General features: G+C 64.7%; 16 protein-coding genes. 10 read left to right on the top strand and 6 right to left on the bottom strand.

Features of this window, described 5'->3' with window-relative positions; all coding sequences use genetic code 11:
• Positions 1-128 precede the first annotated feature (128 nt).
• A complete protein-coding gene (locus AAC645_RS20035) occupies positions 129-677 on the bottom strand; it encodes a glutathione peroxidase (protein ID WP_340318350.1) in 549 nt (182 codons plus the stop codon).
• Between the two features lie 107 nt (positions 678-784).
• On the opposite strand from AAC645_RS20035, the gene AAC645_RS20030 reads away from it, so the two are divergent.
• The 4 genes from AAC645_RS20030 to AAC645_RS20015 are packed head-to-tail and all read left to right on the top strand — an operon-like array spanning position 785 to position 3,497.
• A complete protein-coding gene (locus tag AAC645_RS20030; RefSeq protein ID WP_340318349.1) occupies positions 785-1,993 on the top strand; it encodes a trans-sulfuration enzyme family protein in 1,209 nt (402 codons plus the stop codon).
• A gap of 2 nt (positions 1,994-1,995) precedes the next feature.
• Positions 1,996-2,394 carry a Co2+/Mg2+ efflux protein ApaG gene (gene apaG, locus AAC645_RS20025; RefSeq protein ID WP_340318348.1) on the top strand — a complete coding sequence of 133 codons (399 nt, stop codon included), beginning with the start codon at positions 1,996-1,998 and terminating at the stop codon, positions 2,392-2,394.
• Between the two features lie 25 nt (positions 2,395-2,419).
• A complete protein-coding gene (locus tag AAC645_RS20020; RefSeq protein WP_340318347.1) occupies positions 2,420-3,205 on the top strand; it encodes a LysR family transcriptional regulator in 786 nt (261 codons plus the stop codon).
• Positions 3,206-3,260: 55 nt separating this feature from the next.
• Positions 3,261-3,497: a hypothetical protein gene (locus tag AAC645_RS20015; RefSeq protein ID WP_340318346.1), complete on the top strand. Its 237-nt coding sequence runs from the start codon at positions 3,261-3,263 to the stop codon at positions 3,495-3,497.
• Between the two features lie 60 nt (positions 3,498-3,557).
• Here the strand turns inward: AAC645_RS20015 and AAC645_RS20010 are convergent, their stop codons facing one another.
• From AAC645_RS20010 to AAC645_RS19990, 5 genes are all read right to left on the bottom strand, one after another.
• On the bottom strand, positions 3,558-4,082 hold the full coding sequence (locus AAC645_RS20010) for a hypothetical protein (RefSeq protein ID WP_340318345.1): 525 nt from the start codon (positions 4,080-4,082) through the stop codon (positions 3,558-3,560).
• 11 nt (positions 4,083-4,093) lie between these two features.
• Positions 4,094-4,522, bottom strand: a complete 429-nt coding sequence (locus AAC645_RS20005; protein ID WP_340318344.1) for a hypothetical protein — start codon at positions 4,520-4,522, stop codon at positions 4,094-4,096.
• 111 nt (positions 4,523-4,633) lie between these two features.
• A complete protein-coding gene (locus AAC645_RS20000) occupies positions 4,634-5,746 on the bottom strand; it encodes an NAD(P)/FAD-dependent oxidoreductase (protein WP_340318343.1) in 1,113 nt (370 codons plus the stop codon).
• On the bottom strand, positions 5,746-6,840 hold the full coding sequence (locus AAC645_RS19995) for a type III polyketide synthase (protein ID WP_340318342.1): 1,095 nt from the start codon (positions 6,838-6,840) through the stop codon (positions 5,746-5,748). Before AAC645_RS19995 ends, AAC645_RS20000 begins: the two co-directional genes overlap by 1 nt.
• A 50-nt stretch (positions 6,841-6,890) precedes the next feature.
• A complete protein-coding gene (locus tag AAC645_RS19990; protein ID WP_340318341.1) occupies positions 6,891-8,330 on the bottom strand; it encodes a sigma-54 dependent transcriptional regulator in 1,440 nt (479 codons plus the stop codon).
• 154 nt (positions 8,331-8,484) lie between these two features.
• On the opposite strand from AAC645_RS19990, the gene AAC645_RS19985 reads away from it, so the two are divergent.
• The 6 genes from AAC645_RS19985 to AAC645_RS19960 form a co-directional block, all read left to right on the top strand.
• Complete coding sequence (locus tag AAC645_RS19985; protein ID WP_340318340.1) at positions 8,485-8,628, top strand: aa3-type cytochrome c oxidase subunit IV; 144 nt, start codon at positions 8,485-8,487, stop codon at positions 8,626-8,628.
• A gap of 4 nt (positions 8,629-8,632) precedes the next feature.
• On the top strand, positions 8,633-9,754 hold the full coding sequence (locus tag AAC645_RS19980; protein ID WP_340318339.1) for an NAD(P) transhydrogenase subunit alpha: 1,122 nt from the start codon (positions 8,633-8,635) through the stop codon (positions 9,752-9,754).
• 22 nt (positions 9,755-9,776) lie between these two features.
• Positions 9,777-10,064: an NAD(P) transhydrogenase subunit alpha part 2 gene (locus AAC645_RS19975; RefSeq protein ID WP_340318338.1), complete on the top strand. Its 288-nt coding sequence runs from the start codon at positions 9,777-9,779 to the stop codon at positions 10,062-10,064.
• A 21-nt stretch (positions 10,065-10,085) separates the two neighbouring features.
• Positions 10,086-11,504, top strand: coding sequence for an NAD(P)(+) transhydrogenase (Re/Si-specific) subunit beta (locus AAC645_RS19970; protein WP_340318337.1), 1,419 nt, complete (start codon positions 10,086-10,088; stop codon positions 11,502-11,504).
• A 69-nt stretch (positions 11,505-11,573) separates the two neighbouring features.
• Positions 11,574-12,410, top strand: a complete 837-nt coding sequence (locus AAC645_RS19965) for an alpha/beta fold hydrolase (protein ID WP_340318336.1) — start codon at positions 11,574-11,576, stop codon at positions 12,408-12,410.
• A 78-nt stretch (positions 12,411-12,488) separates the two neighbouring features.
• On the top strand, positions 12,489-13,510 hold a 1,022-nt coding region (locus tag AAC645_RS19960; protein ID WP_340318335.1), incomplete at its 3' end, for a zinc-binding dehydrogenase.

The following is a 13,510-nucleotide window of genomic DNA, read 5'->3' as shown; positions in this document are numbered from 1 at the left end:
GTCTCCCTTGCCACCCGCGGACCCCTGCCTCTACCCCCCCCCTCTCCCCCCCTCGCCCCCCCCCCCGGGCGTGTGTCCCGCCTCTGTGCCCGGCCCCCCCCCCCCCCCCCCACGACCCAGCCGAAGCCTTACTTCGCCAACTCAGCCTCTATGGCGCTGGTGATGATCGAGTCGTCAGGCGCGATGTCGGGGGCGAAGCGGCCGGCGACAGTGCCGTCCTTGGCGATGAGGAACTTCTCGAAGTTCCACATGACGTCTTCGTCCTTGTCGATTTTGATGCCGTAACCCTCGAGCTTTTCCTTGAAGCTCATGTCCTTGAAGGTCTTGTCCGGTTTCTCGGCAACCAGCCTGGCATAGAGCGGATGCTGGTCTTCGCCCTTCACCGAGAGCTTGGAGAACATCGGGAAGTCGACGCCATAGTTGGTCGTGCAGAATTCCTGGATCTCGCTTTCGGTACCCGGCTCCTGCGCGCCAAAATTATTGGCGGGGAAGCCGATCACCACCAGACCCTTGTCCTTGTACTTCTTATACAGCGCCTCGAGCGCGGTATATTGGGGGGTGAGGCCGCACTTCGATGCGACGTTGACCGCCAGCAGCACCTTGCCGGCATAGTCGCCGAGCTTGGCATCCTGGCCGTTGATCGTCTTGAGTGGAATGTCCTGGATCGCGGTCGCCATGATCGACTCTCCTGTGTGATGAAGGCTGTTCCTATCGGACGCGGGAAGCGCAGGTGCAACCCCGCTCACGCATTGACGGAACAGGGCTGTAGCGGCAAAGCGAGGGCATGAAAAAGCTTACCGGCCAGGATCGTTCGATCACCACCAAGTGGAGGCCCGCGACGCAGGCGGTCCGCGGCGGCACAGTGCGTTCGCATTTCGGGGAAACCAGCGAGGCGATCTTCCTCACCTCCGGCTATGCCTATGATTGCGCGGGCGATGCGGCCGCGCGCTTCTCCGGCGAACAGAAGGGGATGACCTACTCGCGGCTGCAGAATCCGACTGTCGAGATGCTCGAGGAGCGGCTCGCGCTGATGGAAGGCGCGGAGGCGGCGCGTTGCATGGCGACCGGAATGGCGGCGATGACCGCAGCGCTGCTGTGCCAGCTCTCGATGGGCGATCACATCGTCGCGGCGCGCGCGGCCTTCGGGTCATGCCGCTGGCTTACCGACACGCTGCTGCCGCGCTTCGGGATCGAGGCGACGATCGTCGACGGGCGCGACAATGATGCATGGAAGCGGGCGATCAAGCCGAACACCAAGCTGTTCTTCTTCGAGACTCCGGCTAACCCGACGCTCGACATCGTCGACCTGGAGACGGTCTGCGGTATCGCCAGGGACGCCGGGCTGCTGACGGTCGTCGACAATGCCTTCGCCACGCCGCTGCTCCAGCGGCCAATGGACTATGGCGCGGATATCGTCGCTTATTCCGCGACGAAGATGATGGACGGGCAGGGGCGCGTGCTGGCGGGCGCGGTCTGCGGCACCAACGAGTTCATCAACACCACCCTTTTGTCCTTCACCCGGAACACCGGGCCGACCTTATCCGCGTTCAACGCCTGGGTGGTAATGAAGGGGCTCGAAACGCTCGACCTGCGCATCAACCGCCAGAGCGAAAATGCGTTGAAGGTGGCGAAATTCCTCGACGACCGAGTCCCGCGCACGCTGTTTCCGGCCCTGCCAAGCCATCCTCAGCACAACCTCGCGATGAAGCAGATGTCGGCAGGCGGCACGATCATCTCGATCTTCCTCGATGGCGGTCGGACCCAGGCGCACGGCTTGCTCGATGCGCTCGAATTGATCGACATTTCGAACAATATCGGCGATTCACGCTCCTTGATGACTCACCCGAGTTCGACGACCCATGCCGGGTTGTCTGCGGAGGTGCGCGAAGAGATGGGAGTCGAGGAAGGCATGCTGCGCCTCAACGTCGGGCTCGAGGATCCTCTGGACGTGATCGACGATCTCGATCGCGCGCTGAAGACGGTCGGGCTGTGATCATGAAGGCGCTGTTCCCCCACATGGCGCAGACGCGCGGCGTGGTGGTGCGGGTGGCGGTGTCGTTCATGCCCGAACAATCGGAGCCGGCGCGCGGCCGCTGGTTCTGGTCCTATCATATCCGTATCGAGAATGAGGGCAGCCAGGCGGTGCAACTGCTTACGCGCCACTGGCTGATCTCCGATGGGCGAGGCGGCCGGCATGACGTGCGCGGCGAAGGGGTGGTTGGCGAACAGCCGGTGATCGAACCCGGCAAGTCCTATGACTATGTCTCGGGCTGCCCGCTGCAGACTCCCACTGGCTCGATGGAGGGCAGCTATCATATGGTGGCGGAGGACGGCTCGACCTTCGAGGCGTCGATCCCGCGCTTTCCCCTGATCGGGCCGGCAGTGGCGATATGAGCGCGACGGTGGGGGCGAAGGCGGCGTGAAACGGACTCATCTGCCTCTCAATGGTTTGCGCGTCCTCGATGCCGCTGCGCGGCACCTGTCCTTCACCCGCGCGGCCGATGAGCTGGCGGTGACGCCGGCGGCGGTCGGCCAGCAGATCCGCGCGCTGGAAGATACGCTGGGCGTTGTGCTGTTCCGCCGCACCGCGAAGGGGCTGGAGCTGACGCCGGAGGGCGAGGCGGGTCTCGACGCCCTGCGCGCCGGCTTCCTGCAGTTCGAGGAAGCGGTTCGCGCGATGCAGGCGGGCCAGTCGTCCAAGACGCTGACGATCGCGGCGCCGCGCGATTTCACAGCGAAGTGGCTGGCGCCGCGGCTGGCCGACTTCGGCCGGACCGATCCCGAGCTTCGCTTCGTGCTGCTGTCGTCCGACGAGGGCCTCGATTTCACCCAGGCCAATCTCGATCTCGCCATCTGCTATGCCGATGGACCGGGCGAGCATGAGGGCGTCAAGCTCGCCGACGGCGCGATCGTCACGATCGGGCTGGCCGATGGCGCGCCGATCGGCTGGCCGGGTGCGCCCGCCGACGACAAGGGGGCCGCGCTGATGGTGGCCGACGCCGGCCTTGCGATCGACGCCGCAGCCGCCGGCTTCGGCACCGCCCATGTTCCGGCGCTGCTCGTCGAGCGCGACATCGCCGAGGGCCGGGTGAGGGTCCAGGGCGAACCGCGGACCACCCCGAAAAGCTATTGGCTCGTCGCACCCACCCCGCAATGGCGACAGAAAAAGGTCAAGGCGCTGGTCGCCACCCTGACGGCGATATAGCCTCCGCACCGAAGCCGGCTAGCCAGTGGAGCCGTCGACGGCTATGGGAGTATTCATGCGTAAGCTTCTGATAATCGGCTGCTTCAGCCTCCTTGCCGGTTGCGTCAGCACGGCCAAGACTATCGTCATGGCGCCGGTTCACGCCGTCGGCAAAGGCGTCGACTGGGCAACCACAAGCCAGGACGAGGCAGACCGCAACCGGGGCCGCGAGATGCGCAAGCAGGAAGAACGCGACCGCAAGGAACGCAAGCGCGCGGAGAAGCAATGGCAGCGCGACCACCGCAACGATTGATCGCTGGGGCTGCCGGGGAGTGGCTCGGCTTCTGTCCAAACCACTCCAAGGGCGATTTACTTACCGCGCAGCTGCTGAGACGGCTTCGGCCGTTGAAGGGCTGGCCGGCGCGGCCATCGCCTGGCGGACGAAGATTTCCTTCTCGATTTTCTCGAAAACATCTCGATACGGCGCGGGATCGGTTACGGGTTTTTCGTTTACGAACGCATTGCGGCTCTTTCCGGTAGTCATAACGAAATTGAGACGAGCACGTGTCAAGTTTGCGCCCCGCTGCTCAATGAATGCCGATATGATCGGCGTTTGCTTCTTTTGTCCAATGCCAAACCAGATATTGTAAGTCAGTTTCGCTTCGGATGACCCTTGAGCAGTTATCAGGCCAGTGTCCTTGTCTGCCGTCAGAATTCGAAATCCTGCATCTTGCAAGACCGTCATCACTGCCGGGAAAACAACAGCGGCGGTCGTTTCGAAGTCCTTGGCCTGAATCTGCTGCAGCGCCATTCCAGTTATCGGCTCGTCCTTCGCGATAGCAGGTGTTGCAACAGCAAGCGCCGCAAAGACGCCCAGTGACGCGATTTTCCTCATCATTTGCCCCTTTTTTAGAACGAACTGCTGCGGCTTTTGAAGTCACTGACTTTCTTGTCAGAGCCGAACTTGATGATCAGCGTCATCGTGCGCTGGGTCTGGGAAGACTTGGACTTCGAGGAACCAAAACCAAGACCGCCCCCGCCGCCGACGCTGCCACCAGCGGCACCCAGGAGCATGCCGATCGAGAAGCCGCTGCTGCCGGAACTCGAGACAGTGGCCTGCCGGTCATAGACCCACACTTCTTGTCCCTGCGCGTCGAGCGTGGTTATGTTGGGAGCGCCGAAGGTTTCCAGCACTTCCTCTTGGGTGGTCGTCCCGACATGCAGCGTCATTTGCGCCATGCCATGGGTCAACGTGTTCTGGCTGTCTTTTTCCTCTTTCGCAGCCGCTGGATGTGCAGCGACCAAAGCTGCCGCAAGCGCGAGTAGAATCTTCCGCATGCTAATCCCCCGATTCGCCATGAGCCGCTTGGACGAGTGCGCGCCGATCAGGGCCATCGTCAAGCAAAGGCGCGGTATCCAATGTATTATGGCTCAAACAGTGGGTGATTATTACTCGTGGATCCCGATCCGCGTCAGCGCCGCGGCGCGCCGAACCAGGCTGGGGACGCGCCCCAGGAGGCTGATCAGCGGCCCCGCGATCCACGGCGTTTCGCCACCCTGCTTCAGCAGATTGGCGACCCCCACCGGCCGCCACGTCCGGTATGCGAAGGCGGCCTGGAAGGCGCTCGCCGCGCCTGCGCCTCCTCCCAAATGGAAGTGCGCGGCGCTTACGGCGCTCGCCAGGGCGATGGCGATGCCGTCACCGGCGAGGCTGGCGATTACCGCCGACTGATCACCGAGGCGGAAAATGCCGGGATCGGCGTGCCGGGCGCGCCAGCCATAGGGGACGCGGGCCACGCTTGACCACCGGCCGGTGCTCGCCGCAGCGCTGAACCGCTCGGCCAGCAGTGGCGCTTCTCCGGATAAGGCTGCGATCAGCCGGGCGGGTTGTCCATCGGCCGCCTTGAGGCGGGACTGCGCCACCGAGAGGCAAAGATTGACGCCGCCGTCGTCCTGGATGAGCAGGCCGGCATAACCGTCTCGGAACAGGTGGAGTTCTATGCGATGCGCGAGTGCGGCGGCGAGCCCGGGCGAGGGTTCGAGCCGTACCCGCAGCCCCAGCGCCGGATCGCGTGTGGCGGGCACCGAGCGAGCCAGGCCGCGCAGTTCGTGTTTGCCGGTGGCGAGGAACAGTGCCTCCGGGCGGATCGTCGTCTCGTCAGCCAGATGGATGCGGCGCGTCTCGGCGTCGACCATGCGGATGGCTACGCCACGCTCGACCGCGGCGCCCTGTTCGACAGCCCGCGCGATCAGGGCGGCGTCCAGGGTGCGGCGCGAGAGGCCGGTTGCCGCGAAGGGAAGGTCGGCCTCCGCCACCTGTTTGCCCGCGATCAACCGCACCCTTCCGATCGGCCTTGCGCCGAGCGCGGCGGGATCGATGCCGATCCGTGACAGCAGCGCAATCGCATCGGCGCCGATGAAGCCTCCGCATACCACATCCTGTGCTTCGCGGTTCCGCTCGATCAGCAGCGGCCGCGCGCCGCCGCGAGCGAGCAGGATCGCCGCGGCGCTTCCCGCCGGACCGCCGCCCGCGATCACGACGGAGCGGCCAGGCGGGCGCATCACACGCTCGCGATCGCGAAGCCTTCGGCGGCAAGGCCCGGTCCGAACGCCACCGCGATGCCGTCAACGGCCGCTGAGTCGGCCATCAGCCCGGCCAGCACGAACATCAGCGTCGTTGAGGACATGTTGCCATAGCGGTTCAGCGTCCGTCGCGATGCCGCCAGCGCCGCACTGCCCAAGCCGAGACCTTGTTCGACGGCGTCGAGGATCGAGCGCCCGCCGGCGTGGACAGCCCAGCTCGGAATGTCGCGCGCAGCGCGATTGCCGAGGATGGCACCCTTCATTTCGGGGGACTCCAGCGCCTGCGCGATCCGCCCTGGCACTTCGCCCGAAAGATGCATGACGAACCCCTCGTCGCCGATCGTCCAGCGGATCAGCTCATCGCTGTCCGGCAGCGTCGCCGCGAAAAAGCGGTCGATGGCCATACCCTCGGCCTCGGCGCTTACCAGCGCCGCGGCGGCGCCATCGGCGAACTGGAGCTGGGCGAGCAACGAGCCGATTTCGGACGTGTCCTGCATGTGAAGCGAGCAGAGCTCCACGGTCACGACCAGGATGCGGGCCTCACTGTCGGAGCGCGCGATATGGTGGGCGACGCGCAACGCGGCAACCGCCGCATAACAGCCCATGAAGCCGACCAGCGTACGCTCGACCGATCCGTCCAGGCCGAGCCTGCGCGCGATGACCTGATCGATGCCCGGCGCAACGAAACCAGTGCAACTCGCCACGACTAGATGGGTGATTCGGTCGACCGCGGTGCGCCGTCCAAGGTCTGCCACAGCCTTTAGCGCGAGAGCGGGCGCCTCCTGCGCGTAAGTCGCCATCCGTTCTGAAGTCGGCGGCATGCCATTGCCATAGAAGCCCCCGGCATCAATCGGCGTTCCGCCGGCGGGCGTGCGGGTCAATATGGTGAAGCGTCGCTCGATCCCGGATCGCCCAGCCATCCTCAGGAACACTGCGCGTTCGCGTCCTTGGAGCCGCTCGCTCGCCCAGCTTATGAAGATATCGTGTATGTCGAAATCTGGGGCGGCGGTGCCGATCGCATGGATATGGGCGGTCATCGGGGAGCAACGCGCGACATCGATGTTGTGTCCCATGCGGAATGATCCGGCGCAAGTCATGTGGCGTCGGCGCGGCCGGCCGCCGCTTATCCGGTCTGCTCGATCCCCAACTCGCCGAGCTTGCGATACAGGGTGGAACGGCCGATCTGCAGGCGGCGCGCGACTTCCGTCATGTGGCCGCGATAATGGCCGATAGCCAGGCGAATCAGGTCGGCTTCGATCGCCTCCATCGGGCGAACATGGCCGTCGGGACCGAATAGCGCGACGCTGCGGATTGCGTGTGCGCTGACGGCCGGGGCCGGGGAGGGCGTGTCGTCATTGGCCGGCGCCTGGGCATGGGCGTGCGCGACATGCGAGAAGTCCGAGGCGGAGAGCCGGCCGTTGCGGCAGAATATCGCGGCGCGGAACAGCACATTGTGAAGCTGGCGAACGTTGCCGGGCCAGTCATAGCCCTCGAGCAGCGCCACCGCGCTGTCGTCCGCCATGAGCTGCGTCAGGCCGAGCTGGCGGGCAATCCGTCCGAGCAGATGCTCGGTGAGAGGCCTGATGTCGCCGATGCGCTGGCGCAAAGGCGGCAGCATGACCGGCACCACCGCCAGCCTGTAGAACAGGTCTTCGCGGAACCGGCCCCGCGCGACATCGTCAGACAGGCGTCGGTTGGTCGCAGCGATCACCCGCACCGAAACCTGGCGAGTCGCGGTGGCGCCGATTGGACGAATCTCGCCCGACTGGAGGACACGGAGCAGCTTGGCCTGGGCCTCGGCGGGCAAGTCGCCGATCTCGTCGAGGAAGATTGTGCCGCCATCGGCGCTGGCGAACATGCCGAGCCGCCGCTCGAATGCCCCTGTGAAGGCCCCGCGCTCATGGCCGAACAGCTCGGACTCGACGAGATTGGCGGGGATAGCGCCGCAATTGACGGTGATCAGCGGCGCCTTGCCGCGCGGCGAGGCGCGATGAATTGCCTGCGCCAGCACTTCCTTGCCGACGCCGCTTTCGCCTTCGATCAGGATCGACGCCGGCGTAGCGGCGGCTCGCATGGCGGTGTCGACTGCCTTGCGGAAGGTTGGGGTCGAGCCAACGATATCAACGAAATCAAGGGATTCCATCCATTTCTCGGCGAGCGGCCGCAACTCGCCGACTGGGCCGGCCGCGGCGATGGCGTTATCCAGTGCCGCGAGCAGGCGCACTCCGGCGATCGGCTTGATCACCACGTCACGCGCGCCGGCGCGCATCGCCGCTACGGCGAGGTCGACGGAATCCTGGGCCGTGACGACCACTATCGGCAGATCGTGAAACCGGCTTTTCAATTGGGTGATGGAAAGGATCGCCCGCTCGTCTGCGGCCCAGAGGTCGACCAGTGCGGCATCGAGTCGCAGATCACTACGGCGGACGAGATCGATCGCCGCGCCCACATCCGGCGCGCGGAGCACCCGCCATCCGGCACGCTGCGCAACGGCGCTCATCAAACCCGCCTGAGCAGGTTCGCTGTCGATTAGCAAAAGCCCTGGCGGGCAGTCGCGAGCCATGCATTCTTCCCTTCCGCACCCTCGGTAGCATTGAATGCTAAACAAAATTAAAATGCGGAAGATTGCTGCGCACGGAGTTCTATTAGGCCTTGAGACGGACAAGGCCTCCGTCTAGAAGGGCGCCGAAATGACAATCAGTTCCCGGGGAAGAAACATGTCTGACAATCATGGCGTGCCGATGGATTACAAGGCTCACAACCAGACCTATGGCGGCTTTCTGACCCTGTTGAAGGTTGGTGCGATTGCCAGCGCGATCACCGGGCTATTGGTGATTTTTCTTATCGCCCCGAAGGGCTGATCCGTTGAAGATCGCAGTGCTGAAGGAGGTTGCGGCCGTTGAGAGCCGCGTCTCCGCCACGCCCGAAACCGTGAAGAAATTCATTGCCCTGGGCGCCGAGATGGCTGTCGAGCGAGGCGCCGGCGAGGCGGCCTCGATTTCGGACGCCGATTATGAGGCCGCCGGTGCGAAGCTGGGCGACCGGGCGGCGACGCTCCAGGATGCGGAGATCCTGTTCGGTGTGCAGGGCCCCGATCCGGAATCGATCGCGGGCGCCAAGCCCGGCGCCTGGATCGTCGCGGGACTTAACCCGTTCGGTGAACGCGCTCGCATAGATGCTTACGCCGCCAAGGGTTTCGAGGCGCTGGCGATGGAGTTCATGCCACGCATCACCCGTGCGCAGTCGATGGACATTCTGTCGTCGCAGTCCAACCTTGCCGGCTATAAGGCGGTTGTGCTGGCCGCATCCGAATATGGCCGCGCCTTCCCGATGATGATGACGGCGGCGGGCACGGTTTCCGCGGCGCGCGCCTTCATCATGGGCGTCGGCGTTGCCGGGCTTCAGGCCATCGCCACCGCGCGTCGCATGGGTGCGCAGGTTTCAGCCACAGACGTGCGCTCGGCGACCAAGGAACAGATCCAGTCGCTTGGCGCCAAGCCGATCTTCGTCGAGGCCGTGAAAGGCATCGAGGGCGAAGGCTCGGGAGGCTATGCGACGGAGATGTCGGAGGAATACCAGAAAGCTCAGGCCGAACTGGTGTCCAGCCACATCGCCAAGCAGGATATCGTGATCACCACCGCACTGATCCCCGGGCGCCCGGCGCCGCGACTGATCACCGACGCGCAGGTCGCCACGATGCGGGCCGGCTCGGTCATCGTCGACCTCGCCGCAGAAAGCGGCGGCAATGTCGAGGGCTGCGTGTCGGGCCAGACGGTGGTGCGGCACGGCGTCAAGATCATCGGCGCGAAGAACATGGCCGGGACCCTCGCGGCCGACGCCTCTGCGCTCTACTCGCGCAACTTGTTCAACTTCCTCAGCGCCTTCTGGGACAAGGAAGCCGGGCGGCCGGTCCTCGACGAGGAGATCGGCAACGCCGTCAGGCTGACGCAGGGCGGCAAGGTCGTCAACGAACGCCTGCTCGGCTGATCAACAGGAATAGGGGCAAACCATGGATTTCATCTCGATCCTGTCGATTTTCGTAATGGCCTGTTTCGTGGGCTATTATGTCGTCTGGTCGGTGACGCCGGCACTGCACACGCCGCTGATGGCGGTTACGAATGCTATTTCGTCCGTCATCATCGTCGGCGCGCTGATTGCCAGCGCGGCGGCAGGCAGCGCAACGTCCAAATATCTGGGCTTGCTTGCGGTGGTGTTCGCCAGCGTCAACATCTTCGGCGGCTTCGCGGTCACCGAGCGGATGCTCGCCATGTACAAGAAAAAAGAGCGCAAGGGCTAAGGCGCGGGCAGGGGTATAGATATGCATGAACTCGCCGAAACGCCCGCCTGGGCTTCGCTCGCCTACCTGATCTCGGGCATTTTGTTCATCCTGGCGCTGCGCGGCCTGTCGAGTCCGACAAGCTCACGGCGTGGCAACCGCTTCGGCATGCTCGGCATGCTGATCGCGGTGGCGACGACACTGGTGCTGCACGGCACCGGCCTGGTGGAAATCGCCATCGCCATCGCCATCGGCGGCGGCGTCGGTTTCGTCACCGCGCGTCGGATCGCGATGACCGATATGCCGCAGCTGGTTGCCGCCTTCCACTCGCTGGTCGGCATGGCAGCCGTGCTGGTCGCGGTCGCGGCTTTCCTGAATCCAGACGCGTTCGGCATCCTGGATCCCCTCACCGGCCACATTCACGATGTCAGCCGGATCGAAATGGGCCTGGGCGTCGCGATTGGTGCGATCACCTTCTCGGGATCGGTAATCGCCTTTCTCAAGCTCAACGGTAACATGTCGGGCGCGCCGATCATGCTGCCGGGGCGGCATGTCATCAATCTCGGCACGTTGGCCGCGATCCTCGGCCTGATCGCCTATTTCGTCACTGACGACGCGCATTGGGTGTTCTTCACGGTCACCGCGTTGAGCTTCGTTATCGGCTTCCTGCTGATCATTCCGATCGGCGGCGCCGACATGCCGGTGGTCGTCTCGATGCTCAACAGCTATTCGGGCTGGGCGGCGGCGGCGATGGGCTTCACGCTGCACAACACCGCGATGATCATCACCGGTGCGCTGGTGGGCTCGTCGGGTGCGATCCTCAGCTACATCATGTGCAAGGCGATGAACCGCAGCTTCATCAGCGTGATCGCCGGCGGCTTCGGCGGCGGCGATGCGGCGGCGGCCGGTGGCGCGGCGAAGACCGATCGGCCGTGGAAGCGCGGCTCGGCCGAGGATGCGTCCTTCCTGCTCAGCCAGGCCGAGCAGGTCATTATCGTCCCGGGCTATGGCATGGCGGTCAGCCAGGCGCAGCACACGCTGCGTGAGATGGGCGACCTGCTCAAGGCCGAGGGCGTGCGCGTCAAATATGCGATCCATCCGGTCGCAGGCCGCATGCCGGGGCATATGAACGTGCTGCTCGCCGAGGCGAACGTACCCTATGACGATGTGTTCGAACTCGAGGACATCAACTCGGAATTCGCCCAGACCGACGTCGCCTTCGTGATCGGCGCCAACGACGTCACCAATCCCGCGGCCAAGACCGACAAGACCTCGCCGATCTACGGCATGCCGATCCTCGACGTCGAGAAGGCCAAGACCGTGCTGTTCCTGAAGCGCTCGATGGGCGGTGTCGGCTATGCCGGCGTCGACAACGACGTCTTCTACATGGACAACACGATGATGCTGCTCGGCGACGCCAAGAAGATGGTCGAGGAAATCGTCAAGGCGATGGCGCATTAGAGGCGATGTCGTCGTAACTGGGACGGCGATATCGGCTCGGCCTGCTGCATATGTAGCGAAACTGTCGCGGTGAGGGTCGAGCGTCGCGTTTTCGCGGGGGCCGGCGTCGAGATCGCCGGGGATGCGGTGGGCGATGCTCGAGGCCAGCCGGTCCTCCTGCTCCACGGCGGCGGACAGACCCGGCATAGCTGGTCTTCAGCGACAATCGAGCTTGCCAGACGCGGCTATTATGCGGTGTCGATCGATCTGCGCGGCCATGGCGAGAGCGGCTGGGCCGAGGACGGCAATTACGCCATGTCGGCCTATCGCGATGACACGATCGCCGTCGCTCGCCAGCTGCCCGCGCGCCCGGTGTTCGTCGGCGCGTCGCTAGGCGGCATCGCTTCGATGGTTGCGGCCGCCGAAGCTGAGGCTATCGCCCGAGGGCTTGTGCTGGTCGACATCACGCCGCGTATGGAGCGCGAGGGCGTGGCTCGTATCCATGCGTTCATGACCGCCCGCCCCGATGGCTTTGCCTCGCTGGATGAGGCTGCCGATGCTGTCGCAGCCTATAATCCCGAGCGGCCGCGCCCCGCCGATCCCCGGGGATTGCTCAAGAATTTGCGGCTGCGCGATGGCCGCTACTTCTGGCACTGGGATCCGGCGATGCTTGGGCATGGCGGAGCAATTACCCCCGAATATGCTGCCGAACTCGAAGCTGCGGCGCAGAAGGTGCGGGTGCCGACGCGGCTCGTCAGGGGCCTTCAGAGCGATATCGTCAGTGACGAAACCGTGGCACATATGCGTGAGCTCATCCCGCATGCCGATTTCGTCGACATAGGCGGCGCCGGGCACATGGTCGCCGGAGATCGCAACGATGCTTTCAATGCGGCGGTGTTCAGCTTCCTGGACAAGCACGGACTGTAGCGCGGCGGCCGCCGGAACCACGCTTGACGCTCGCAGCACGGCGGCTCAAACATGCCGCGCGACAGCGGAGTAGGATCCATGGACCAGGCGCTGACGGGGCTCGAGCTAAGATCGCTGGTCACCGCCGAAGGGACGGTACGGATCAGCCTGGAACCAGTCGAGGTCCGCCCGCCGGGACCTGATGAAGTGGTCGTCCGCGTCGAAGCGGCGCCGATCAATCCCTCCGATCTCGGTCTGTTATTTGGACCGGCCGATCCCGAAACGCTTCGTACTGCCGGCAGCGCTGAGCATCCGGTGCTGGCGGCGGACATTCCGGCCCGGGGAATGGCGATCGTGGCGGCTCGGGTCGGTCAGTCGCTGGCGGTCGGCAATGAAGGCGCGGGGACGGTGATCGCCGCCGGAGAAAAGGGCGGCCATCTGATCGGGCGGCGAGTCGGGATGATTGGCGGCGGAATGTATGCGCAGTTCCGGAAGCTCCCGGCGCGCGACTGTATTCCGTTGCCGGAGGATGCGAGTGCCGCGGACGGCGCGTCGATGTTCGTCAATCCGCTGACATCGCTTTCCTTCGTCGAGACGATGCGCCTGGAAGGGCACACAGCGATCATCCACACTGCCGCGGCGTCCAATCTCGGCCAGATGCTCCAGCGTATCTGTCTTGCGGATGGCATCCCGCTGGTGAACATCGTGCGCAGTACGGAGCAGGCGGAGCTGCTGCGCGCGATCGGGGCGGCGCATGTGATCGATAGTAACGCGCCGGATTTCAGGGCGCAGCTGATCGAGGCGATTGCCGCTACCGGCGCCACCATCGGCTTCGATGCGATCGGCGGCGGAAACATGGCGAGCGAGATATTGAACGCGATGGAGGCGGCCGCCAACCGCGACCTCGATGGCTATAGCCGCTATGGCTCGAACGCGCCCAAGCAGGTCTATATCTATGGCGCGCTCGACCCGGCGCCGACCGTGATCAAGCGCAACTTCGGCTACTCATGGAATCTGAGCGGATGGCTGCTCTTCCCATTCCTGGAAAGGGCCGGGCCGGACACGGCGACGCGGTTGCGCCAGCGCGTGGTCGACGAATTGCGGACAACCTTCGCGAGCCA

Source organism: Rhizorhabdus argentea (genome assembly GCF_037861105.1).
Taxonomy (GTDB): domain Bacteria; phylum Pseudomonadota; class Alphaproteobacteria; order Sphingomonadales; family Sphingomonadaceae; genus Rhizorhabdus; species Rhizorhabdus argentea.
This window is presented reverse-complemented; position numbering and strand designations above follow the sequence as displayed.

Bases quoted from the DNA above. Each gene is read 5' to 3' on its own strand.
- AAC645_RS20000 (WP_340318343.1), bottom strand. From the start codon at position 5,746: ATGCGCCCGCCTGGCCGCTCCGTCGTGATCGCGGGCGGCGGTCCGGCG.
- AAC645_RS20030 (WP_340318349.1), top strand. From the start codon at position 785: ATGAAAAAGCTTACCGGCCAGGATCGTTCGATCACCACCAAGTGGAGG.
- AAC645_RS20005 (WP_340318344.1), bottom strand. From the start codon at position 4,522: ATGCGGAAGATTCTACTCGCGCTTGCGGCAGCTTTGGTCGCTGCACAT.
- AAC645_RS19985 (WP_340318340.1), top strand. From the start codon at position 8,485: ATGTCTGACAATCATGGCGTGCCGATGGATTACAAGGCTCACAACCAG.
- AAC645_RS20010 (WP_340318345.1), bottom strand. From the start codon at position 4,082: ATGATGAGGAAAATCGCGTCACTGGGCGTCTTTGCGGCGCTTGCTGTT.
- AAC645_RS19975 (WP_340318338.1), top strand. From the start codon at position 9,777: ATGGATTTCATCTCGATCCTGTCGATTTTCGTAATGGCCTGTTTCGTG.
- AAC645_RS19990 (WP_340318341.1), bottom strand. From the start codon at position 8,330: ATGGCTCGCGACTGCCCGCCAGGGCTTTTGCTAATCGACAGCGAACCT.
- AAC645_RS19970 (WP_340318337.1), top strand. From the start codon at position 10,086: ATGCATGAACTCGCCGAAACGCCCGCCTGGGCTTCGCTCGCCTACCTG.
- AAC645_RS19995 (WP_340318342.1), bottom strand. From the start codon at position 6,840: ATGGGACACAACATCGATGTCGCGCGTTGCTCCCCGATGACCGCCCAT.
- AAC645_RS20015 (WP_340318346.1), top strand. From the start codon at position 3,261: ATGCGTAAGCTTCTGATAATCGGCTGCTTCAGCCTCCTTGCCGGTTGC.
- AAC645_RS20035 (WP_340318350.1), bottom strand. From the start codon at position 677: ATGGCGACCGCGATCCAGGACATTCCACTCAAGACGATCAACGGCCAG.
- apaG (WP_340318348.1), top strand. From the start codon at position 1,996: ATGAAGGCGCTGTTCCCCCACATGGCGCAGACGCGCGGCGTGGTGGTG.